This window comes from Algoriphagus sp. Y33 (genome assembly GCF_014838715.1).
Classification (GTDB): domain Bacteria; phylum Bacteroidota; class Bacteroidia; order Cytophagales; family Cyclobacteriaceae; genus Algoriphagus.
On the sequence record NZ_CP061947.1, the window covers coordinates 1,837,110 to 1,860,043 of the forward strand.

Annotated in this window: 15 protein-coding genes; 3 read left to right on the forward strand and 12 right to left on the reverse strand. The window is 42.1% G+C overall.

Annotated elements, in window-relative coordinates; genetic code table 11:
* Positions 1 to 2 precede the first annotated feature (2 nt).
* The 6 genes from ID165_RS07360 to ID165_RS07385 all read right to left on the reverse strand — a co-directional run bounded on the left by ID165_RS07360 (position 3) and on the right by ID165_RS07385 (position 8,968).
* Positions 3 to 3,821, reverse strand: a complete 3,819-nt coding sequence (locus ID165_RS07360; protein ID WP_192349715.1) for an efflux RND transporter permease subunit — start codon at positions 3,819 to 3,821, stop codon at positions 3 to 5.
* A gap of 93 nt (positions 3,822 to 3,914) precedes the next feature.
* Positions 3,915 to 4,331, reverse strand: a complete 417-nt coding sequence (locus ID165_RS07365) for a hypothetical protein (protein ID WP_192349716.1) — start codon at positions 4,329 to 4,331, stop codon at positions 3,915 to 3,917.
* A 122-nt stretch (positions 4,332 to 4,453) separates the two neighbouring features.
* A complete protein-coding gene (locus ID165_RS07370) occupies positions 4,454 to 4,879 on the reverse strand; it encodes a CHY zinc finger protein (RefSeq protein WP_225587024.1) in 426 nt (141 codons plus the stop codon).
* Between the two features lie 322 nt (positions 4,880 to 5,201).
* Positions 5,202 to 5,987 (reverse strand): AAA family ATPase, encoded by a 786-nt coding sequence (locus ID165_RS07375; protein ID WP_192349717.1) that lies wholly within the window; start codon positions 5,985 to 5,987, stop codon positions 5,202 to 5,204.
* A 129-nt stretch (positions 5,988 to 6,116) separates the two neighbouring features.
* A complete protein-coding gene (locus tag ID165_RS07380) occupies positions 6,117 to 6,326 on the reverse strand; it encodes a heavy-metal-associated domain-containing protein (RefSeq protein WP_192349718.1) in 210 nt (69 codons plus the stop codon).
* 413 nt (positions 6,327 to 6,739) lie between these two features.
* Positions 6,740 to 8,968, reverse strand: coding sequence for a cation-translocating P-type ATPase (locus ID165_RS07385; RefSeq protein WP_192349719.1), 2,229 nt, complete (start codon positions 8,966 to 8,968; stop codon positions 6,740 to 6,742).
* Between the two features lie 238 nt (positions 8,969 to 9,206).
* Here ID165_RS07385 and ID165_RS07390 point away from each other — a divergent pair, with 238 nt between their 5' ends.
* The 3 genes from ID165_RS07390 (at position 9,207) to ID165_RS07400 (ending at position 11,556) form a co-directional block, all read left to right on the forward strand.
* Positions 9,207 to 9,545 (forward strand): hypothetical protein, encoded by a 339-nt coding sequence (locus tag ID165_RS07390; RefSeq protein ID WP_192349720.1) that lies wholly within the window; start codon positions 9,207 to 9,209, stop codon positions 9,543 to 9,545.
* A 66-nt stretch (positions 9,546 to 9,611) separates the two neighbouring features.
* Positions 9,612 to 10,955 (forward strand): ATP/GTP-binding protein, encoded by a 1,344-nt coding sequence (locus tag ID165_RS07395; protein ID WP_192349721.1) that lies wholly within the window; start codon positions 9,612 to 9,614, stop codon positions 10,953 to 10,955.
* A gap of 4 nt (positions 10,956 to 10,959) precedes the next feature.
* Positions 10,960 to 11,556 (forward strand): RloB family protein, encoded by a 597-nt coding sequence (locus tag ID165_RS07400; RefSeq protein WP_192349722.1) that lies wholly within the window; start codon positions 10,960 to 10,962, stop codon positions 11,554 to 11,556.
* 199 nt (positions 11,557 to 11,755) lie between these two features.
* Here the strand turns inward: ID165_RS07400 and ID165_RS07405 are convergent, their stop codons facing one another.
* The 6 genes from ID165_RS07405 to ID165_RS07430 all read right to left on the reverse strand — a co-directional run bounded on the left by ID165_RS07405 (position 11,756) and on the right by ID165_RS07430 (position 22,887).
* Positions 11,756 to 13,684, reverse strand: coding sequence for a hypothetical protein (locus ID165_RS07405; protein ID WP_192349723.1), 1,929 nt, complete (start codon positions 13,682 to 13,684; stop codon positions 11,756 to 11,758).
* Between the two features lie 18 nt (positions 13,685 to 13,702).
* Complete coding sequence (locus ID165_RS07410; RefSeq protein ID WP_192349724.1) at positions 13,703 to 15,487, reverse strand: DUF1080 domain-containing protein; 1,785 nt, start codon at positions 15,485 to 15,487, stop codon at positions 13,703 to 13,705.
* Between the two features lie 282 nt (positions 15,488 to 15,769).
* On the reverse strand, positions 15,770 to 17,356 hold the full coding sequence (locus tag ID165_RS07415) for a RagB/SusD family nutrient uptake outer membrane protein (protein WP_192349725.1): 1,587 nt from the start codon (positions 17,354 to 17,356) through the stop codon (positions 15,770 to 15,772).
* 126 nt (positions 17,357 to 17,482) lie between these two features.
* Positions 17,483 to 20,827, reverse strand: coding sequence for a TonB-dependent receptor (locus tag ID165_RS07420; RefSeq protein ID WP_225587025.1), 3,345 nt, complete (start codon positions 20,825 to 20,827; stop codon positions 17,483 to 17,485).
* A gap of 194 nt (positions 20,828 to 21,021) precedes the next feature.
* Positions 21,022 to 22,104, reverse strand: coding sequence for a FecR family protein (locus ID165_RS07425; RefSeq protein WP_192349726.1), 1,083 nt, complete (start codon positions 22,102 to 22,104; stop codon positions 21,022 to 21,024).
* A gap of 192 nt (positions 22,105 to 22,296) precedes the next feature.
* Positions 22,297 to 22,887: an RNA polymerase sigma factor gene (locus tag ID165_RS07430; protein WP_192349727.1), complete on the reverse strand. Its 591-nt coding sequence runs from the start codon at positions 22,885 to 22,887 to the stop codon at positions 22,297 to 22,299.
* Positions 22,888 to 22,934: the final 47 nt, after the last annotated feature.

Consider the following 22,934-nt stretch of genomic DNA (forward strand, 5'->3'; position numbering starts at 1 on the left):
TTTCAGCTTTTTTTAAGTTTTCGTTCTTCCCTGACGGAGTACAGTACGGGAACAATAAAGTAAGTGATAGCCGCTACGATCATTCCTCCGAAAGCAGGAATGGCCATAGGAATCATGATGTCAGAACCTCTACCTGTAGAAGTCAAAATTGGCAGTAAAGCAATAATTGTGGTGGCTGAAGTCATAATAGCCGGCTTGATTCTTCGCTGACCGGCTTCTACTATCGCCATTCGGATACCTCTGAAATTGTCAGTCTTGTTTTTGGCAAAACTCTGGTCCAAATAGGTAGCCATCAACACACCATCATCTGTGGCAATACCAAACAAAGCGATAAAACCCACCCAAACTGCAACACTTAGGTTGATGGTTTGGATTTGAAAGAGGTTGCGGAAATTCGTATCAAAGAAGCTGAAGTCTCCAAACCATGATTGACCATACAACCAAAGCACTATAAAGCCTCCGCTAAATGCCATGGCGATTCCGGTGAAAACCATCAATGAAGTAGTCACTGAGCGGAACTGAAAATATAAAATCAAGAATATGATCAGAAGAACCACCGGAACAATAATGCTGAGTCTTTTCTCTGCACGTACCTGATTTTCGTAGCTTCCTGAGAATTTATAACTCACACCTTGTGGCACTTCCAACTCTCCGGAATCAATCCTACTTTGAATGAGTTCTCTGGCGTCTTCCACTACAGTTACTTCTGAGAAACCATCTTTTTTGTCAAAGAGAACATATCCTACCAAGAAGGTGTCCTCACTTTTTATTGCCTGAGGACCACGCAGGTATTCAAATTTCACGAGCTGACTAAGAGGAACCTGTGCTCCGGTAGGAGTGGGAACCAGAATTTTGCCCAGCGATTCGGGATCGTCCCGGAGTTCTCTGGGATAGCGTACACGTACGGGAAACCGTTGTCTGCCTTCTACCGTGTTGGTGATATTCATTCCGCCAATGGCTGTTTCTATTACCTGCTGGACCGATTCTATGCTCAAACCATACCGGGCGATTAACTCACGGTCAATATTTAGTTGCAAATAGGGTTTGCCTACAATCCGGTCTGCAAAAACTGCTTCCTGCTTGACCGAGGGCACTTCTTTGAGAATATTTTCCACCTGTATACCAAAGTCTTCGATAGTCTGAAGGTCTGGACCATAGACTTTAATCCCCATTGGCGCACGCATACCGGTTTGGAGCATGACCAGACGGGTTTCAATCGGCTGCAGTTTAGGCGCGGAAGTGATGCCCGGGATTTTGGTTACGGCTATGATTTCGTTCCATATATCATCCGGAGAATGAATGTTTTCCCTCCAGTTTCTAAAGTAGAGTCCGTCTTCATCCGCGATTAGTCCAGTTGTAGGTGTAGCTTTTTCTATAGCTTCCTGATTGCTAAGTGTATCCCCGCTAGTAAAAATAAAACGACCTTCTTTGTCCGTTTTGAAGCGCTGTCGATGGCCTTTTTTATTTAGTTGATACTCCGGTTTATAGTTGATTATGTTTTCGTACATGGAAATGGGAGCTGGATCCAGAGCCGATTCTGCCCGTCCTAATTTTCCTACTGTAAGCTCCACTTCCGGAATACTTGTTAGCAGCATGTCCAACTGACCTATTACTTTTCTGTTAAAAGCAATACCGGAATGGGGCATGGCTGTTGGCATTAGCAGAAAGCTCCCTTCATCCAAGGAGGGCATAAATTCCTTCTGCATGCCGGGAAAAGTATGATCCAGTTTTGACCAGGACTCGCCTGATTCGATATTCCATCCGACCATATGAGTGACTGCGGGGATAAAGGCAAAAGTCTTAGTAAAGCCCATCCATATGGTTCCCCCAAGTAAGATCAGAATTGCTGGAATAGTAAGGAAAGCGGCTTTGTGATCCAGGCACCAGATCAGTATGCGTTTGTAGAAGATTTCGAGAGCACTGAATGCCCCAAGTATTATACTTACCAAAATTCCCACAAAAACCACATTTGCCAGTAAGGATTTGCCCGGGCCTAACGGTAACCAGTAGCTTGCCAGCAGCCATATCACTCCGGCTATTACTAAGATGATTTCTAGACGATTATAGACAGGCCGTATTCGTGTTGGTAGCTCAATAGGCTTAGTTTCTACTATGTATTTGAAAAGTGCAATACCTGCAAACGCCAGAAGCATAATCCCTGACCGGGAATACCCATAAATCAAGGCAAGAATACCTAAAATTGCCACTAGTGAATTACCGACTAGTTTACTTCTGTTATTTTTTAGTTTAAAGCCAAAGAGCACATGCGCAAGCATAGGTAAAATCAATAGAGAGACTATCAGCGCTGCGATCAATGCAAAAGTCTTCGTGTAAGCTAAAGGACCAAAAAGTTTTCCTTCAGCAGCTTCCATAGTGAACACAGGCACAAAACTTACAATAGTGGTAGAGACTGCCGTAAGAATGGCGGTGGCTACTTCTGATGAACCTTTATAGATTGTAGTAATTAATTTCTGCTCCGGAGGTGCTTCATCTATATGTTTTAGGATGTTTTCGGTAAGAATAATTCCTAAATCCACCATGGTTCCAATCGCAATTGCTATACCTGACAGCGCAACGATGTTTGCATCTACTCCAACATACCGCATGGCTATAAACACCATCACTATTGAAATAGGCAATAAACTCGATATCAGGATAGAAGCTCTGAGATTGTAAACCATCACTATCACTACCAGAATAGAAATAAGGATTTCTAATGAAAGAGCTTCTTCCAGGGTTCCCAATGTTTCTTGGATCAGTGTAGACCGGTCGTAAAACGGAACTATTGTGAGTTGGCTTACTCTTCCATCATCCAGTGTTTTACGTGGTAGACCCGGAGCAATTTCTTTGATCTTTTCTTTCAGATTATTAATCACCTGAAGCGGATTGGAGCCGTATCGCGCCACGACAACACCTCCAACTACCTCTGCGCCGTCTTTATCCAACAGCCCTCTTCGATTTGCAGGGCCAAGACTTACTACTGCAATATCTTTGATTCTGATGGGAACATTATCTTTGACATCTACCACAGCCAGCTCCAGATCTTCCACGTTTTTGATATAGCCCAAGCCCCTTACGAGGTATTCAGCTTGGTTGATCTCCACGGTCTTGGCACCCACATCACGATTACTCTGTTTGACGGCCAGCATCACTTTGTCCAAAGGGATGTTGTAGGCTTTTAAGGCATCCGGATTCACATCAACTTGATATTCCTGCACAAAACCACCTATGGAAGCCACCTCGGAAACTCCTTCTACGGCATTGAGCCCATATTTCACAAAAAAATCCTGAACAGATCGAATCTCATGCAAATCCCAGCCCCCCGTTGGATTTCCTTCGGCATCTCTTCCTTCCAATGTGTACCAGTATACTTGGCCTAATGCAGTGGCATCAGGTCCCAGTGCGGGTTGTACTGCTTCCGGAAGCAATCCTGAGGGTAATGAATTGAGTTTTTCAAGGATTCTAGACCTAGACCAGTAAAATTCAGTGTCTTCATCGAAAATAATATAGATACTGGAAAAGCCGAAAATAGAGGAGCTACGAATTGATTTCACTCCGGGGAGCCCAAGCAAATAGGTAGTTAGGGGATATGAAATTTGATCTTCAATATCTTGTGGGGATCGGCCTGGCCATTTCGTGAAGACTATCTGTTGGTTCTCACCAATATCGGGAATAGCATCCACGGGAACTGGATCAGAAGGCAGGGCGCCGACTTTCCATCCAAAAGGAGCTGTTGCAATTCCTCCGGCAATCAAAACGATCAGCAGAAGAAAAGTAACAAGTTTATTTTCTAGAAAATACTTGATAATCGAGTTAAGCATGATTTCATCCTGGTATAAGGAAATAAAATAGAATGAGCTATGGATTTATTCCATTAGCTAAAAAGAGGTCATATGACCTATTACCAGGAAGAATTAAATCAAGAAGGATTGAAACAGAACACTAAAGTCCTTTTCAATCGTGGGGGGGATTAGGTAGGGTTGTGGTTGCCTGTCATCGGAAGTTACGGCAATTTTGAAGATAAACGATTGCGTAAATGCCGCTATAAAAACTAGTTGGGCAGCATCGGTATTTACGACTTTGAGATTTTGATCCTTATCGTTTTGAATCAGCTCGTATTGATTCTGACAGCAGTCAATTGGATCCAAGCTTTGTTTTGAGTCGGAAGATTCCTCTTTGTGTGGGTTGCCCATCCCACAATCCAAGTGCTTAATTGCAATTCCAAATTCCGCCATCATTTCTGAACCCATACATAGATGGGTGCTCTTGGCCATTCCGATGTTTGAGAACATCAGCAGAAGTGCCAGGGCTATGGAAATTTGCTTTTTCAACAGGTTAAAATTACGGATTAATGTTCAGTGGGTTTGATTTTTTCAACTAGTTAATGAATCTGATAAGACAGGATCGTTTGTAATTTATTGATAATTAATTAGCTATCAAATATATAGTGAGTTCAATTACCTGAATCTGTCTCAAAGTACAAATGATAATGCTTGCTACAACCGGGGTTGAAAGCGGCGGTGCATTTTGGACAGGTGTTTCCGCTTTCCTGATATTCCGAGATTGTCAGTTCTGTACCGCATATTCCGCAGAGAATCGCTTGGGTGTTAAACTCTGCTTTAGGCCAAACTTCCGGCTTGTGGTCAGCTTCTTCTTCATGACATGAAAAGCAGGGATAGTACTTCCCGCAGCACTTGAATTTGATGGCAATGATATCCAGATCCGAATGCCAGTGCTGACATCGGGTCTGGTTATCGACTGTTTTACCATAGATATTTATTCCTTTTATTTCTGATCTTACAATTGGAAGCAAAGTAGTTTGTTGGGCTAGCATCTGGCTGGAAATAAGTATCAGAAGGGAAAGTAATAAGTTTTTCATTTGCGCTTTTTGAGACTGTTTTATCATTTTGGAACCTGAAGGTAATTAACCTTTGGGGTTTCTAAAACCCCGAAGGTTTCACGGACTATTAGAATGTTATCGCATATTTCATATGATTATAATTGTTTTTCAATGGTCATATGGAATCTCGCATATTGGATAATCATCCCAGTGTGTGTCGCTCTCGACATGCTCGATTTCATCTATTTATATTTTGTTTTAAGAGGTCAGATAGCCTGTCCCGATTTTTCTTCGGGAGAATCTCGCCAGGTGAATAATCATACCTCTGTGTGTCGTCTTCGACATGCTCGATTTCATATAGCTACAAATGCCGTAAGAAAGCATCAGGATTATTGAGGAAGTTTTTCAAAATCGTAAAATGCTCTGTTTCCTGATAATTAACTTTCTGAATTTTATCTCCAAACTGGAATATGGTCGCATTGGGGAGAGTCATTAAAATAGGAGAGTGGGTAGCAATGATAAACTGGCAACCATGATTTTCAGCCAGGTTTTTAATTAGGGAGAATAGTGCCAGTTGCCGCTGGGGTGAAAGGGCAGCCTCAGGTTCGTCAATCAGGTAAATTCCTTCTGCTTGCAATCTGCCTTCCAGGACTTTTAGAAAACCCTCTCCGTGGGAAACTTCTGTAAGATTTCCATATTTACGTAGAAGGGCTTCTTTTTGCCCTTGCACAGCTCCGACTGCTAATTTTAATCCAGATCCGCTCAATCTTTTTTCGAAATCAACGATGTCTCCTTTCAGTTCATCGTCTAGGTTCCTAAGGCGTTTCACAAAGCCAAAGTAATCTTCAGCTCTGAAGAAAAAGCCACGATATGCTTTATTATTCCATCGGGTAACTATACTTTCTCCATAGGATTTGACTCCATCAAGTGTGTCGTCTTGCTCCAAATCAGTGCTGCCAATGGCAGGTAAATTCAACTTGATAGCCAGCGTTTTTAGAAGCGTTGACTTTCCCGATCCATTTTCTCCAACGAAAACCGTCACTGGATTCTCGAACGTCATAGATCCCATTTCAGTCAATGATTTAATAGAAAATGGAAACTGAGGGCTTCTGCTTGTGGGAAGATGGATCTGATGGAGGAAGTACATGGGGATTTAGAGGTTAGAATTGGATAAAAGCTCGGGATTGCAAATCCCGAGCAGCAGATAGCAGAATGCATGCGTTGTTTAACCTTCGAGGTTTTCAAAACCTCGAAGGTTTTAATTCTCACAATTAATTTACTCCGGTTTTGCGATAAATCCCGCTTTTAAGACAGTTTTGAACACTTCGTCGGAAGTGATATCCTCAGACTCCACAGATAGGATTCTGTCCTCACTCTGCAAGTCCACAGACCATGAATTGATCTTGGGTTCGGCATTTAAAATAGGAGTGACCTTTGCAAGGCAATTGCCGCAGTTGATGTTTGTTTTGAATTTTTGAGTTTTCATTTGTATTGAATTTAAAAGGATCAAAAGATTAAGGGTTTAGAAAAAGGTTAAGGACTAAATCGGGAGGTGGATCTTATTTCTCGCTGCTTGATACTAACTACTTATTACAGGTTATTACAGGCTACTCTCTATAAAATCCTCCTTGCCCCCTTTTCATGGATTTATATTTCCATACCAAGTTATCAATCTAAGGGAGAGTTCCGCAGGTCTTATTACTAGACTCTCGTCTATTGACTCGTGGATTTTGTTTCTTGTTTTTAACTCTTAATGTTAATGATTCCAGTAAAGTAAGAGATTGCTTCTTCGCTCGTACCTCGCTTATCGCAATGACGTACCTTGACATTCCCATCTTGGCTCTTGATTCTATACTCTTGCTTCTTTGACTCATGTATCTTGCTACTTGATACTAGCTACTAAATACGTTTACTCTTTAACCTAAGGCTATTCAATACTACCGACACAGAACTGAAGGCCATTGCGGCACCCGCAATCATAGGATCGAGCAAGAATCCATTGATAGGATATAAAACCCCGGCGGCAATAGGGATGCCGATCACATTGTAAATAAATGCCCAGAAGAGATTCTCCTTAATACCTCGGACGGTCTGCCCTGACAGATTCAATGCTTTGGGAATGACTTCAAGATCGGAGGAAATGATGGTCATTTTTGCCACATCCATCGCAATATCCGAACCGTGTCCCATCGCAATACTGATGTCTGCCTGTGCCAATGCTTCTGAATCATTGATACCATCACCGACCATGGCTACAATTTTGCCTTTTGCTTGAAGTGCTTTGACGAACTCAGATTTATCTGAAGGCATCACATCAGCTTTGAAGTCAGTCAAACCCACTTGCTTGGCAACAGAAGCTGCAGTCTGTTGATTGTCTCCGGTGAGCATATACACATCAATGCCTTTTGCTTTTAGTTTTTGAATGGCTGATTTGGAGCTGGGTTTGATCTCATCGGAAATGGCAATTACAGAAAGCACTGATTGCTCATTGGCAAAGAAGACTACAGTTCTGGCTTCATTACTCCAAGTTTTTGCCAGTTCATTTAATTCGGAATTAATTGAAATGTCATTCAGTTGGATCAATTTGGTGTTCCCCACATAGAACTTTTGATGGGAGGAATTTTTGGCTTCTACTCCTTGTCCTGTCAAACTTTGAAAATCTGAAACAGACTCTGCCGTGAAACCATCTTCTCGTAACTTTTTGCCTACTGCATCTGCCAGAGGATGCTCAGATTTTGACTCTATAGCAAGTAGGATAGGGGCATACCGGTCTTTCAGCTCTTCGCTTTCCCAAGAAATATCTGAAACGGTAGGTTTTCCGGCGGTAATGGTTCCGGTTTTATCCAGAATAATTGCACTGACCTTGTGGGCTATTTCCAGACTTTCAGCGTCTTTTATAAGGATGTTGTTCTCGGCACCCTTACCGATTCCTACCATGATGGCAGTAGGCGTGGCCAATCCCAATGCACAGGGACAGGCAATCACCAGCACGGCAACAGCGTTCAAAACAGCATGCGAAAGCGCGTCCTCTCCTCCGATAAGCATCCAAATGATAAAGGTCAGAATCGAAATCCCAATGACTACAGGGACAAAGATCGAGGCGATTTTGTCCACCAATTTCTGGACAGGAGCCTTGCTACCCTGTGCTTCCTGCACCCGCTTAATGATCTGGGATAGGAGAGTGTCACTTCCGACTTTCTCGGCTGTGAAATGGAAGCTACCCTTTTGATTGATGGTTCCTGCAAAAACTTTATCGCCCTCAGCCTTCTCCAAGGCAATGGGTTCGCCGGTGATCATGCTTTCATCGACAAATGAATTTCCGGAAATCACTTTTCCATCCACAGGGATTTTCTCTCCCGGGCGCACGACTATTTCATCCCCTCTTTGAACAGCGGAAATGGGGATTTCCTGTTCTTTACCATTTACAATGGTTTTCAGGGTTTTTGGCTGAAGTCCCATTAAGTTTTTAAGCGCAGTGGAAGTTCTCGACTTTGCTTTTTCCTCCAGCAATTTTCCGAAAAGGATAAAGGTGATGATCACAGTGGCAGCTTCATAGTAGACATGCGGCTCAAAACCACGGCTGATCCAGAATTCCGGAAACAGGGTGTTGAACAGACTAAATGCAAAAGCTATCCCTGTGCTGAGCGCAACCAGTGTGTCCATGTTGACACTTTTATTAGTGGCCTGTTTCCAGGCACTGATAAAAAAACGTTTTCCAAAAACTGTCATCACGGGAATAGTCAAGACAAGGGAAATCCAGATCCCTGCATGCCAATGCATATAAAACATCCCGATGATGAAAATTGGAAGGGTTAGAATCGCCGCACCAATTGTATGTTTCTTTAACTTTTGGCAATGTTCAGCCTGGTTTGCAGAGACAGTTTCATCTGCATTTTCTGTTTCTGTGATCAGTCCATATCCTATTGCTGAAAGCGCTTCGTTCAGACCTTCAGGATTTATTTCATCCGAATATTCTACCAGCACGGTGCTTGAAGCGAAGTTTACCTGGGCAGACTTCACCCCATCTGTATGTGCCAGAATTGTTTCTACACTGGATGCACAGGCTGCACAGGTCATGCCGGTGACTGGGAATGTTTCCTTGTGTAATGTTGGAGTGGATTCTTCCATGAGTTCTTGTCTTTAGTTGACATTACAAACTTAGGAATACGGAAGGAGGGAAATGTTATGGAATTTTGTGTAAAAGTTGTGAGATTTTGTGTTTTAACCATAGTGGGCGCAGAGGACGCAAGAATGTTGTTGTCCTGCTTCTCCAGAAGCTGGACTTTGAGTTTTGTTCCATCGGAACGAATGGTGGTTTTATATTTTACCAGCCGTTCCTACGGAACGAAAAAGGCATCTCAATAATTTGTTAGCTACAGATGAGACTTTCCTACAGAACGATTTGAGTTTTGGAAATAAAGTAGCGTATGTGCCTGAAGGCTTGTACCAGAGTTTAGCAAACGGAATTATAAATTCCGGAAACCGAGAGGGGATCAAAACGCAGAGATGGATGGTCTTGATAACCAATCTGATATTAAGTGTGATCCACAAGTGGATTAAAGAAGCTGAACAGTTTGCCACTTTGGTGTCCATGGCCTGTGCCAACCGGATATCTTACGTCTGTTTCCGGATCATACTAAAAACCAATTGTCTGGCAGCAAAGAACGAAATCTGGAAATTGGCTCCAAAAGGAGGGAAAGAGTAATTAAAATGATATAATTGCAATTATTTTTCTATATTATGCGTTATAATTGCAAAATATAGAAAAATAATGATTCATTATCTTAAAATAACCAATTTCGGCCCGATCAAAGATGAAGTAGTATTGGATTTTGAAGTAGGGGAGGTAGGGGAGTCTGAAGCTTATGAAGTTGAAATGCCAGACGGTCGCAGGCTTCTTAAACTTGGCTATATTTATGGCGCCAATGCTTCTGGAAAAACAACCGTTTTGAAGGCATTTGATTTTCTGAGAAAACTACTGCTGAAACCGAAATCTGATAAAGCCTTTGAACTGGATTTTGACCCCTTTTTTTTCCGGGATTCTCCCTATACTATTCCTTCAGATTTTGAGCTCTCATTTTATGTACAAGACGTGCGATACATCTATAATCTGAAGTTCAACAAACAGGGAGTTCTACATGAAAGGATTGTCTATTACCAGACGGCAAAACCGACCGAATTATTTACGAGAATCACAGATCCTGAAAAGCGGCTTGCAAAAATTGATTTTGGCAGTCGAATAAGGGTGCCAGCGCGTGAAAGAGATCTGCTGGAAGCAAACACACTCCACAACAATACGGTAATCGGAGCATATGCGCGAACGAATGTTGACATCGCAGAACTCGAAAAATTGAATCTGTGGTTCAATCAATACCTTCTCGGAATGATCAGTGCATCTCAGGACCTGACACATTTGACAACTTCTTATTTCGACCATAATCCGTTAATCGGAAAATGGATCAGTACTTTTTTGCATAAAGCAGACAATCAGATCTCGAAGGTAAACATCAGTGATTACGATATTAGCGTACCCTATGAAGACCCTTTATTGGATCTCTATCCGAAAGTCATTTCTCAAGGAAGTTTCCCGATGGAAACTGTCGTTAGATCTGATAAGGGAACAGGCAAAGGTGAGTTGAAATATTATGGTGGTGGTTCAATACAAAGGAAGATTGATTTCATTCACAAACTTAACAACCAGGATTATACATTATCCATTCAGTCTGAAAGCAACGGAACAAAACGGTATTTTGGGCTAGGGGGAGCCTTGTATGAAATTATCCACAATCCACACATGCTGTGCATTGATGAACTTGAAACATCATTGCATCCGGATCTTATGAAACATTTTCTGCAGGTCTTTTTACTAAACTCCACTAATTCCCAGCTCTTGATAACCACCCACAATGTTTCGTTGCTTGATAATCAAGATTTTATAAGGAAAGATGCTTTATGGTTCAGCGAAAAAAATAATGAAGGAGCAATGAATCTGTATTCCGCATCTGATTTTGACAGCTCTGTTCTTCGAAAGAACGCAAGCATTATTAATGCCTATAAAGTAGGGAAGCTTGGTGCTAAGCCAAATCTCGGCTCACCATTTTTAACAGAAGGCTAAATCCATGAGACATCGCCATCAAAGAATACCACTGAGGGATACAGTTGCTATCGTTGGGGACGGACAGACTGAGGCAATATATTTTGCGGATGTCCGTGACACAGACAGGCCAAAAAACTTGCATATTTTCCCTGATTTTCCAGGCAAAATCGGGAGCTATAGAGGGGTGCTAGACCGTGCTTTAGAATTGAGCAAAGATTATACCTATGTGTATGCTCTAATTGACATGGATACAATTATTCAAGACAGACAAGAGGGGGAGTATTACCGTCGAAAAATGGAAGTCCAGAATGCGGGTGTCAAAGTTCTTGAAAATAACCCATGTTTTGAAATGTGGTTCTTGCTACATTTTATTAGGACTGGACGGCTCTTTTCGAATTGCGAACAAGTTTCCACTGAATTGAGCAGACGGGGAAGAATTGAGAATTACAGTAAATCAGGAAAATTTCTTTCCAAAGCAAAACTCTACTCGAACTATAAGGATCGGCTTATGAACAATGCTATGCCAAATGCAAGGACTCTCGAAGACAGGGAGGGTCAGGATGAACTTTACCCGAGGGCACAAACATACCTGTTCTTTGAATGGTATTTTAATAAGTGATTTTCACCTGTTTTGTGCGATGGGACACTCAAGCTAATTTTTTCCTGAACAGCCGTGTCTGTTGGCTTATTCAAAAAAGGGCTTAGCGAATCGATTCGCTAAGCCTTTGAAGTTGTCCTGCTTCTCTAGAAGCTGGATTTGGAAATACAATCTGAATACCAAATTGCTGTGGACCGTTTACTATGGTCGGTCGACCAATCTATCTCAAGGAATTAATCCACTTCGCGATTTTCATCGCGTCTTCTTTGGATACTTGAGCCATTGGAGGCATTTCGGTAGGATAGTCAGGCCAGTTTTGAGGTTGGGGGTTATAGATCAATTCCACGATTTTTTCGTCAGAATACCTTCTTTTTGCCACATCCACATAAGCGGGGCCTATCACTTTTTTGTCCTTTTGATGACAAGCCGAACAGGTATTTTTAGCCAAGATGGACTTGATTTCCGCATCAGTAGGAACTGCTGAAGCTACGGCTTTCACAGCAACAGGCTTAGCTGTAGCCGGTTTTGTTACCACTTCTTTCACCGGCTCAGGAGCAGGAGTTTTGATCACCATTTTACTGCCTGAAGGAATACTGTTTAAGGTATAATAAGCATCAGGATGAACCAAAGAGAAACTACCGTCTACTGCTCGTATGCCTTCAAGGCTGATCTTGTGAACGAAGTGAGGTCTTAATCCTTCCACTGCTATTCTAGCCGACATACCGTCTTCTGCCACTTCCACACCTAAAACTTTCAAGGTTTTGTTGTCTACGGGAGGACTGCCATATACAGGATAGTATTTATAAGTGAAGCTTTCTACGGCATAAGAAGTCAAATCCTCAGCTGAAGCTTTGTCCACAGGCTTTGTGAATTCAATTAAGAACCCATCAGGCTGAGCTTTGACAGTTCTCATCTCGAATGGAATGTTGTGGTTCCAAACCAGTCTCTGCAGGCCTTCATTTGCTTCACCGGCAGAACCCCAACCACGGTTGGTTTCCCCGATAAACAACGACTTATCAGGTGCCCAAGCCATTCTTAAGATTCCAGACTGAAATCCAGATCTGAAATCGATGGAAGCTCCCTGCATTTGACCGTTTACTTCTTCAAGGATCACACGCATGATTTTACTTTGTCCTTGGTCACCGACCAATACTTGGCCTGCAAAAGGGCCGAAATGACCTTCCGGAATTAGAACAGGTTCGGCATTTGAAATACCCTGGATCCCGTGGGGCAACCAAACGGCAGGCAATTTCAAATCAGGAAGTTTTTCCTTTGCCTGGGCATTGGTGATGTATGGAGCATCGATTACATTCTCGGGCTTCATAAATCCGCCGGAACCATTAGGGATTTTTTGTGGATCAACCACTTTGTCAAATTCTTCAGCGGTTAATTTTAAAGGAGAATTTGGAAGGCCTGTCCATGCCAAGCCGGCAGGGTGGCCGGTGAAATCCCCTTTTTCGATAAACCAAAGTCCACCTGAACCCATGTAATCTCCCTGGTTTTCGGTATACACTAATTGATCGCCCAGCATACCCAATCCGGCAGGGGATCGCATCCCTGTGGCATAAGGTTCCATGCTACCATCCCTATTGATCTTCATGATCCAGCCTCTCATTGGCACCCGGCTTTCACCTCTCCACCATTCCTGATCACCAAAAGCTACGTTTGCTGATACGAAGAAAGAACCATCAGGACCTATCTTTGGGCCGAAGCTATATTCATGGTAATGAGCCGAAAGCGGCCAAGCATAAACTGTTTCGTACAAGTCAGCTTTCCCGTCTTGATCCGTATCGACCAGTTTGGTCAATTCGCCCCGTTGAGCAAGATAAAATGCCCCATCTTCATACACCAACCCCAAAATCTCATGAAGTCCCGAAGCAAACTTTCTAAAGAAAGGTCTTGGGCTGGTTGGGTTTTCTACGATAAATACATCGCCTCTACGGGTTGCTACCGCTAAGTCTCCATTGGGCAAAACGGTCAGACCACCTACTTCCAAAAGTGTTCCTTCCGGAGCAGTCACCCGCATGATTTTGAAGAAGTCCTCTTCTTTTGGGGATTCTTGTGCATCTACCTGCCCGGGTATCAGCTGAATTATAGCTGCTAGTCCAAAGGCAATTTTTGTGAATTTATTCTTTATCAATTTTTTCATCTTTGCGCTGACTTTGGATTAAAAGAGAAGATTGTAAACGATGTTTCCCTTTGTAGGCAAGAAAATTCCGGCATTGCCATTAGTTGTATGTGATACAGGAGCACCATAAGCTGCTTCATCGTATTGTAGATAAACCCCCGTTTCCGGCAGTAAATAATAGCCTTTATTCACTTTTTGGATCTCAGTACCGGCAGCTACTTTGTAAAAACCGTTGCCAATACCCGATACAGATCTGTTGATTCCTTTGCCGGATTCCAATACTTTGATTTCATCTTTTACAGACTTGCCCGAAAGTAAATAGGAGAATACAATGTCTTGAGAACCATCCATGAGCTGATATCCTTTGGTTCTAAACTCTTCTGAAACACTGTAGTCGTTTCCTACTGCATTAATTGCAGGGACGGTCAAATTAATTACTGCACCACGAGGTACTGAAACACCATTTCCACGGCTATTCCACATAGGAGTAGCGTTAAGAAATTCACCTCGCCACACTTGGATTAATGTCCCTGTTTCCATATCGTAGGCATAATTTACCCGTTCTTTGCCGGCAACTGAAACTACATGGCTCAGCCTTTTGAAATTTGGGATATCCCGGAAGCTACGAAGCACAGGTGTAGCATCAGCATCTACATAGATAGGATCTGTATCCTGATAAGCTCCTGCTTCAGAAACCAATAGATCTGTGTTTCTAAGACCCGGTCCGGAGATAGAAAAATTGAATCCATCCACAGACCAATTTCTGTTTTTGGAAGCAATGATCTGAATGGGATTGTCACCCGCTTTCAATTGTTTTTTAACCCGAACTCCTCTCTCGGATAGGTTAGATACGGGCTCGTCGCCTAGAGCAAATCCTGAAAGCCCACCAGGAACCTGTAGTGTGATTAGGTATTCACCCGCTTCTGCCACATTCAGGTTTGCGGTATACTTTGTCAAATTGACATCGGAGACAGACGCTGGAACTTCTTCGAAAGAAGCTACCTTTCCTTTTGCTACGGATGTTTTGCCTTCCAGCTCTTCCAGCCTGTTGAAAGAACCTTGGTACGTTTCATAACTCACATTGGATACGGTAGGAGTTTTTGCATTGAAAGGAGTGATCTCAATGTTTCTGAAAGCTACCGCTCCGTGATCACCTTGGATTCTAAGTGGGCCTTCTGCTACATCTTCACCGGTCATAGAGCCACGGGTAGGGCCGAAGACTTCTAGATTTTCATGAATTGTGACATCGTTAAGCTTCACAGAAAGGAATCGTGCATTTTCGGTTTTGTTGCCTGAAGCATCAAATTTTGCAGCTTGGAAGGAGACTTCCAACTTCTGCCAAATGCCAGGCGCTTTTGAGACGTTTTGACGCGGAGCGTATCCTTGATAGCCTTTTTGTCCTTCCGGTTTGCTCTCATCCCAGCGCTGATAGATTCCGCCATTATCACCGGGTTTGGTGGTGGTGGAAGTCCAACTGTCCAGAATTTGAATTTCATAATTTCCCTGAAGGTACACGCCGGAGTTTGAGCCCGGAGCCACCATAAATTCGAGGGAAAGATCCACATCTCCGAATTTATCGGTAGAGATGATATCAGTGCCCGGTTTCTTCTTGGAAGGAAGATTTGCCATTACTCCCGATCCGTCTGCGGATTGAAGTTGGTTAGGAACTGTAGGGTCAGCCCAAACATTTCCTACTTCTGTCCAGCTACCTTTGTTATTGCTAAAGGAGTCCAGCGTGAGTTTGGATACGGTTTGGCCCTGTGCAGTCATCAATGGGGTGGCAACAGCCATGGCTATTCCCAACCCAAATAATCTGGGGTTCAAAAACATAGATTAATAGATAGTTTTGTTTACTTGATAATGAGGCACTATTGCTTCACCCTAATTGGATGAAGTGTATAAATAAGTTGGAAAAGGAGTTGATACCCAATTTTATTAATCCGAAAGATACACGATGGATCATTCTTTTTTTGGAATTTTTTAATGAAATGTGGCCCAAAGAAACTGAAGTAGAAAGGGGGTAGGCATCAGGCAACTAATATTTTATAGTTGAAAAAATCAAAATCTCCTAGGTAATTGCTTTTAACAATCACCTAGGAGAGATTCTTAATTGGCGTATCCCGGATTTTGAGTTAAAGATGGATTTCTCTGTAACTCTTGTTCTGGTAAAGGAAACAACATATTTGCTTCCCTGATAGGACCATTGAAGTAATTAACTGAACCTACAGCATCGACGAAATTGATTTCACCGCTACCATTGTCAGTAGGTGCAGGCATTTTTCTGGTTCTCATCACATCAAACCAAATTGGGAATTCGAAAACAAGTTCTCTAACCCTTTCCTTCCACACTTCTTCCACAAACTCTTGAACTGATAAGCCGGCTAATTGACTTCTGATTTCAGTAGACTCTGTTTTCCACAATGCTCTTTCTCTTACTTGAGCCAGGTAATCAACAGCTTCAGAAGTAACGCCTTCAGATTGGGCAATTGCTTCCGCAGCTATCAATAATACATCTGCGTAGGAGTAAATTACTTTGTCTTTGCTGGAAAGGGCAGAAGTATTAGCAGCTTCTTCATCTACCCACATGTAAGGTGAAGTGGCAAATTCTATCACTTCTCCGTTTTTAGTAATGGAAGAGTGGAAATACTGCTTTTCCTGAACTCTTAGATCATTTTCCCGGTCGTAAGAATTTAGTAAAGGTGGGGTTGGGCCGTAAGCATTGTTAGTAATAGCAAATGCTAGTTGCGGAGCCATAGTCACCGGATAGCATATCGCCGGATATCCATTATTAGAGATGGTTTCATCAAACTCATAATAGTAAATATACTCTTGCGGAATACTTACGCTAGACTTCAATTTATTGTAGGCAGAACCTTCCGGTGCAAGTTCACCTTCAGCAGTCATGGTATGCTGTGCCAAGGAATGAACGCCGGAATTAATAATTGCCCTGGCAACTTCAGCAGAGTTGGCATAATTATCTGCCCCAACAGCAGCTCCACTCATAGTCAGGTAAACTTCTGCAAGAATAGTTTGTGCTACGGTTTTGGAAATTCTACCTGAGTTATCCGACATAGCAACATTTGCCAAACCTGTGCCATCTATAGCTGCATTAAGATCTGCTGTGATCAACTCATAGATCTGTGCCGCCGGAGTTCTTTCGAGAAATAGATTTTCAAGGCTCTCGTATGGCTCTGTGATCAAAGGCACATCGCCAAACATCCTTACCAGATAATAATAATTCATGGCACGGAAAAACTTCGCTTCAGCCATGTATCTTTCTGCGTCCGTTTCGGATAGTCCCGGTGTCGTAGGAATATATTTGATGGCATTGTTTGATCTCGAAATGCCGGCATAAATATCCGACCACATGGAGTTAAAATAATCAGAAAGGTTAAGTCCATCATAAGTCATCGTTTGACCTCTTTGCACATGGAATTCCTGGCCTTTGTAATCATTGTCCACAAAACCGGAAAGATATGGACCGAACATCATTCGCGCTCCCGAATAGGTACCCGTTGTGTACATTTGCATAGCACCTCTTCTATACAGTGCGTTTACAGCATCTCTAGCATGCTCAGGTCTACTGAAATATTGATTAGATGCTACCTCGTCTCTTGGCTTTTCCTCTAAGAAGCTTTCGCATGAAGCAGTCGATAGCAATATCCCTAAATATAAAATATATGTCTTTTTCATGTGTTTATAATTTGTTTTTCAATGGCCATTACCTGTCCCGAAAATCGGGATGGAATCTCGCTTGATAGATAATCATGCCACTGTGTGACACTCAGAACCGTGCTCGATTTCATTTGATTTAAAGGATTAAAATTGAAGACTAACACCGACAGTGAACGTTCTTGGTCTAGGATATTGGAAGAAGAAAATATTCTGTCCCCACTGATTTCCTTCCCAAGAAGAAGCTTCAGGATCATATCCTTTAAAGTCCTTAGAATTTATTAAGAACGCATTCTGGACATTAGCGTAGACTCTCAGTTTGCTAAGTCCGGAATTTCTTGCCATTATTTCGTTGAAGGTATAGCCAAGAGAAATCAGGTTTCCTCTGATATAAGATCCATCAGCTACCCAATGGCTATCCACCTCACTGTTTTGGCCTGAATAAGGACCGTTTCTGATTTGCTGAACCATCGTGTTTTGATTGTCCTCTGTCCATGCATCATACAGTACATCTTTCAGCCCACTGGCAAAACCGGTTCTATCCTGAGTGGAATGAAAGGATTGCTGAAGGATATCCACGCCTGCGACAAATTGTATGTCCAAAGTCAAATCAAAATTCTTATAGTAGAAGTTGTTTATAAAACTTCCTGTCCATTTTGGGAGGCCGTTTCCTATGATCTTTCTTTCTGCACTTCTTTTCGCTTCACCCGGTACCGCTCCGACTTCAGCAGCTTCTGCTATCTCGTCAGTACCCCAAGTACCCAATCTTTCAAATCCCCAGAAGGAGCTCAAAGGCTCTCCAACTCTTAAGATGGTTTGGCTACCGGACACCCAGTTAGGGCCGGGGAAGATGTCTTCGTTATTCTCACCAAGTTTCTCGATTTGGTTTTTATTGAAAGAGAAATTCAAATTAGACTCCCAGCTAAAGTCATTGGTTGTGATAGGAAATGCTTTTACCAACACTTCAACACCCCTATTGGAAACAGATCCAATATTATCTCTTACGGCAGAGAATCCTGAAGAGGAAGGAACAGGTCTATCCAAAAGAAGATCCGTTGTCAACTTGTAGTAGTAATCAAAGCTAAATACCAATGCTCTATCCAATAAAGACAAGTCGAATCCAATGTCAAATTGTCTTGTTTTCTCCCATTCCAAATCAGGATTAGGAAGTCTGTTCACATAACTAATTGGAGCTCTTGTCCCATTCAAAAGAGTTGTTTCTGATGAAAGAGTACCTAGCGATTGATAAGTAGGGATTTCCGTGTTACCGGTAATACCAAAACTGGATCTTAATTTCAATTCATTGATCGTATTAGCCATTCCTTGCATAAATGGCTCATTGGAAAGTACATATCCCACGCCCACAGAAGGGAAAACGCCATATTTATTGTTGTCCCCAAATCTGGATGAACCGTCCACACGACCGGTGAAGGTCACGAGATACTTGCTTTTATAGCTATAATTACCTCTTACGAAATAAGAATTCATGCTCCATTCATCATAACCTGAATTAGGCGTTCCCGGCTGGCTAGCTGCCTGAATTCTATTGAAAGTAAATGTATCATCAGAGAATCCTGTCGCAGAAACATTGAAGAATTCCTGGGTTCTCTTCTGCCAACTCAAACCGGCCATTGCATTAATAGAGTGGTCTCCAAAATCCTTGGTATAGGTCAGGTAATTTTCCTGCTGCCAGTATAATGTATTGCTGTTCCCTAGGTAAGCATAACCGTTTGGAGAAGAGATATTGATCAGATCAGTTGGGCTGTAGATTTGCTCGTTGAAATCATTCTTGTCAAATCCTATCTGGGTACGCAGATCCAGTCCCGGAAGGATATGGAAAGTAGAATAGAAGTTACCAAATAACTTGGTTCTTTTTCTCAGACGGTCTTGGGTCTTCAATACATGAACGGGGTTAGGAATTGCTTCCAATCCATATGCGTCTGAAACCATACCCGAATTACTGTAGGTGCCATCAGGGAACTGTACCGGGAAGATAGCCGGCATTTCTATCATAGATCTTCTAGGCATTTGATGTCCGCCACTTTCCTCAAAGACGTTTTCTGTAGTGTTGTTTGCCAGCAAGTTGATTCCTACAGAAAGCCATTTTTTCGGCTGGGCATCATAGGCAAATTTACCATTGATACGCTTAAGGTAGTTGTTAAGCATAATCCCTTCCATATCGGCATAATTCAGAAATGCCCCAAAAGATGATTTTTCTGATTTGGACTGGAAAGACAATTGATGGTTATGGGAAATTGCAGTACGGGTTGCTTCCTCTTGCCAATCTGTATCGTATAGAGGGTTTCCGTTCGCATCAAATAAATTCGGGTCATTTTTAGTAAATGCAGGAATCGGAGAATTTGGTCTGTACTTGCTATGGTTTGCATACCCCCGCTCCAACACTTCCATAAACTCTTCTGCATTCAAAAGGTCTAATTTCTTAGGAAGAACTCCGATACTCACAAACCCATCATATCCGACGACTGAACCGACAGCTTTAGCACCTCTTCTGGTGCTGACCATGACTACGCCATTGGCACCTCTCGCTCCATAAATAGCCGTAGAGGAAGCATCTTTCAACACTTCCATGCTTTCGATGTCATTTGGGTTTAGGAATTCTATGTTTTCCATGACCACACCATCTACTACATAAAGTGGCTGAGACGATGAATTGATTGTTCCAAGACCTCTGATAAGAACTCTTGGACTGGATGAAGGAGATCCTGAGTTAAGGAATACATTCACACCCGCTACTTTACCTTTTAGTCCTTGAAGAGCATTATTGATAGGCTGCTTCAGAAGTTCTTCGCCACCTACTACTCCCACTGAACCTGTCAAGTCCGACTTTTTTACTGTTCCGTATCCGACTACAACAACCTCGTCAAGATCTGTCTCATCCGAGTTCATAGTCAGATTGAACGTTTTCTGATCGCCCACAGGGATTTCAAGTGTGGACATGCCTATGAAACTCAAAACCAATACGGATTCCTCAGATTCGACGGTAAGCGTAAATTTACCATCCAAATCTGTGATTATCCCGTTGGATGTTCCCTTTTCGATAACCGATACACCCGGAAGTGGAGTATTGCTTTCATCTACCACTACCCCCGTTACGGTAATTGCCGCCGCTTCCTCGATGGTAACAGCAGTTTCCGGTACATATACCGCTCTCTTGCGTACTATGATATTTTGATTAATCTGCTTAAACTCCAGCCTGGTTTGTTTGGACATTTCTACCAAAGCATCAAAAACGTTTGTATTGATGTCCAGTTGTACTTTCGAAACGCCCTTGATCTCCTTGTTGGTATAAACAAAATTGAACCCTGTGGCTGCTTCCAACTGGGAGAAAGCCTCCTCAATTGTTACATTTTGTAATTGCATGCTCAAATAAACCTTATCCATTCTTTTGTCTTGGATTTTGCCATTGGCGGCAAAAAGAACAGTCATGGTAAGGCACTGTACTAAGATTATTTGGAAAAATCTCTTAGACATGGTTAAAATGTGTAACCGTTTGTCATTTTTCATAACTTTAAATTTGGTTTAAACTATTCTGTATTGGTTTACTTTTTAAATTCCGAATACTTTTGACGAAGCATTCCGAAACCTCAGACTGGAGATGTTGACGCATCTTCAGTCATTTTTACATAATTTTTAAGCTGTTTTTTCTGCATAGAACTAAGAGGGGGTTATTGTTGAAAATTGATTTGAATGTCTTTGCCGTTTATGTCGTACTTGAATCGCGCGGTATAGCTCAATCCTTCCAATATGTTATGTAGTGTTTCGTCCTTGAATTTGCCTGAAAGCGTCAAGTTTTGATCTCTGAAATTATTGAGGGAGATGCTTACGCCGAACCAGTTTTCTAGAACTTTAATCGCTTCAGGAAGAGGGGTTTTGTCGAAAATAATTGTCTTGTTGAGCCACGCCAGTATTTCTTCTTCGGCAAAGGACTCTTTCTCCCATGATCTGCTATGGGCCAAAGTGATCATCTGCTCTCCGGGGAGTAGCTGATCTGTAAAGTCCTGTACTTCGGTGGATTTTACTTCCACTTTACCCGAGATCAATGAAATGACTATTTTCTCAGATGGATTTACACGAATATTAAAGCTGGTTCCCAAAGCTGTAGTAAGAATATCTTCGGTAATGACTATAAAAGGCTTGCTGGGGTCATGGGCAACTTCAAAATAAGCTTCGCCCTCCAGAAATACCTCCCGTGTATCTCCTGCAAAGTCCTGTGCGTACCGGATGCTGCTTCCTGCATTGAGTGTCACCTTTGATCCATCGCTTAGCGTAAGAGAGGATTTTACACCCGGTTTTGTGCTGTATGTAAGCCAATTGGTCTCTGTTGATTCTTCCCGATCAGGAAGTGAGTAATACAAGAAGCCCAGCAATACGGTTAGAAAAAACATCGCCGCAATCTTCAGTAAGGGGAAATTGAACCTGGTTTTGGACGAACTCCCAATATGCTTTCCGATAGTTGCTTGAGAGCCAATAGGAATCGGTATTGCTTCTTTTACTATTTCTGCTTGATTTCCCAGTTTGAATTCTATTTGCTTCCAAAGAGTTGATATTTCTTTCTCATCGAGGCTATAATCCGTCTTGGGGAGGTGAAGTACAATTTCGCGCGCTAACTGAATAGCGTTGATGCGCTCAGGATATTGTTGGAGGTAGCGTTCCCATCTAAGATTTCTTTGTTTGTTTGGGAATAGTATCCAATTCCTGAAGTCAGAGTCCAAGACGAAATCTTCTACCGAAAAATTTGAGTTATCCATAATGAGCCTTTTCACTACATTAAGGAGCGAAGCGGTAAAAGTTATCCTTCTAAATTTTAATAATTTTTAAGAATTACAGTTATTCTAAAAAATTTCGCAATCGGTTGCGAAATCGACAATGATAAGAGTGTAGATTTGTGGATTTCGAAAGGAGTATGTGGCCTCCTGTGTTTTAAACCTGTCAGGTTTAAGTTACGCTACAAAGAAAAAAAGTACGATAATAGCCTTCTTCAGCGCATTGATTGCCTTCCAGGCCAGGGTATAGGTGGAGCGTATGTTGATGTCCAATAGGTTGGAGGTTTCCTCGTAACTGAGCTTATCAAAAAATAAATGCTGGATTACTTCTTTCTGACGGAGGGGTAGGAGGTTCATGGCCCGTTTCATTTTGGAAGTAATCTCTATTTCTGTCTGTCGATTGACGATTTCATCTTCTATTGAAATAACGGGAGATTTCTCCAAATCTGTTAGCCAGTTTAGTTTTGAGCGTTTCAGATTTTTGCCAAGCTCTTTTTGTATTCTGTTGGAAAGAGACTTATACAAGTATTGCTTTACTATCACATCACTGCTGAGCTTGGCCCTATACTGCCATAGATCTATAAAAATATCCTGTATAGCATCCTTGACAATGGTATCCTCTGCGTGGAGATTCATGCCGAAATTGTAAAGATCCTTGATAAATAGTTTATAGATAGCCTCTAGGGCGGTTTTATCACCTGAGCGAAGCTCATTCCACAATTGTGGGGCAGAAGGCTCATCTAATAAATACGTATTAGAAAAGGGCAATTTTATAGTGGGTTAATTGAATTGAAACCACAATTAACAAATTTTAT

Coding starts and splice junctions, on each gene's coding strand:
- ID165_RS07360 (WP_192349715.1), bottom strand. CDS start 3,821: ATGCTTAACTCGATTATCAAGTATTTTCTAGAAAATAAACTTGTTACT.
- ID165_RS07370 (WP_225587024.1), bottom strand. CDS start 4,879: ATGAAAAACTTATTACTTTCCCTTCTGATACTTATTTCCAGCCAGATG.
- ID165_RS07375 (WP_192349717.1), bottom strand. CDS start 5,987: ATGTACTTCCTCCATCAGATCCATCTTCCCACAAGCAGAAGCCCTCAG.
- ID165_RS07380 (WP_192349718.1), bottom strand. CDS start 6,326: ATGAAAACTCAAAAATTCAAAACAAACATCAACTGCGGCAATTGCCTT.
- ID165_RS07385 (WP_192349719.1), bottom strand. CDS start 8,968: ATGGAAGAATCCACTCCAACATTACACAAGGAAACATTCCCAGTCACC.
- ID165_RS07395 (WP_192349721.1), top strand. CDS start 9,612: ATGATTCATTATCTTAAAATAACCAATTTCGGCCCGATCAAAGATGAA.
- ID165_RS07400 (WP_192349722.1), top strand. CDS start 10,960: ATGAGACATCGCCATCAAAGAATACCACTGAGGGATACAGTTGCTATC.
- ID165_RS07405 (WP_192349723.1), bottom strand. CDS start 13,684: ATGAAAAAATTGATAAAGAATAAATTCACAAAAATTGCCTTTGGACTA.
- ID165_RS07415 (WP_192349725.1), bottom strand. CDS start 17,356: ATGAAAAAGACATATATTTTATATTTAGGGATATTGCTATCGACTGCT.
- ID165_RS07420 (WP_225587025.1), bottom strand. CDS start 20,827: ATGTCTAAGAGATTTTTCCAAATAATCTTAGTACAGTGCCTTACCATG.
- ID165_RS07425 (WP_192349726.1), bottom strand. CDS start 22,104: ATGGATAACTCAAATTTTTCGGTAGAAGATTTCGTCTTGGACTCTGAC.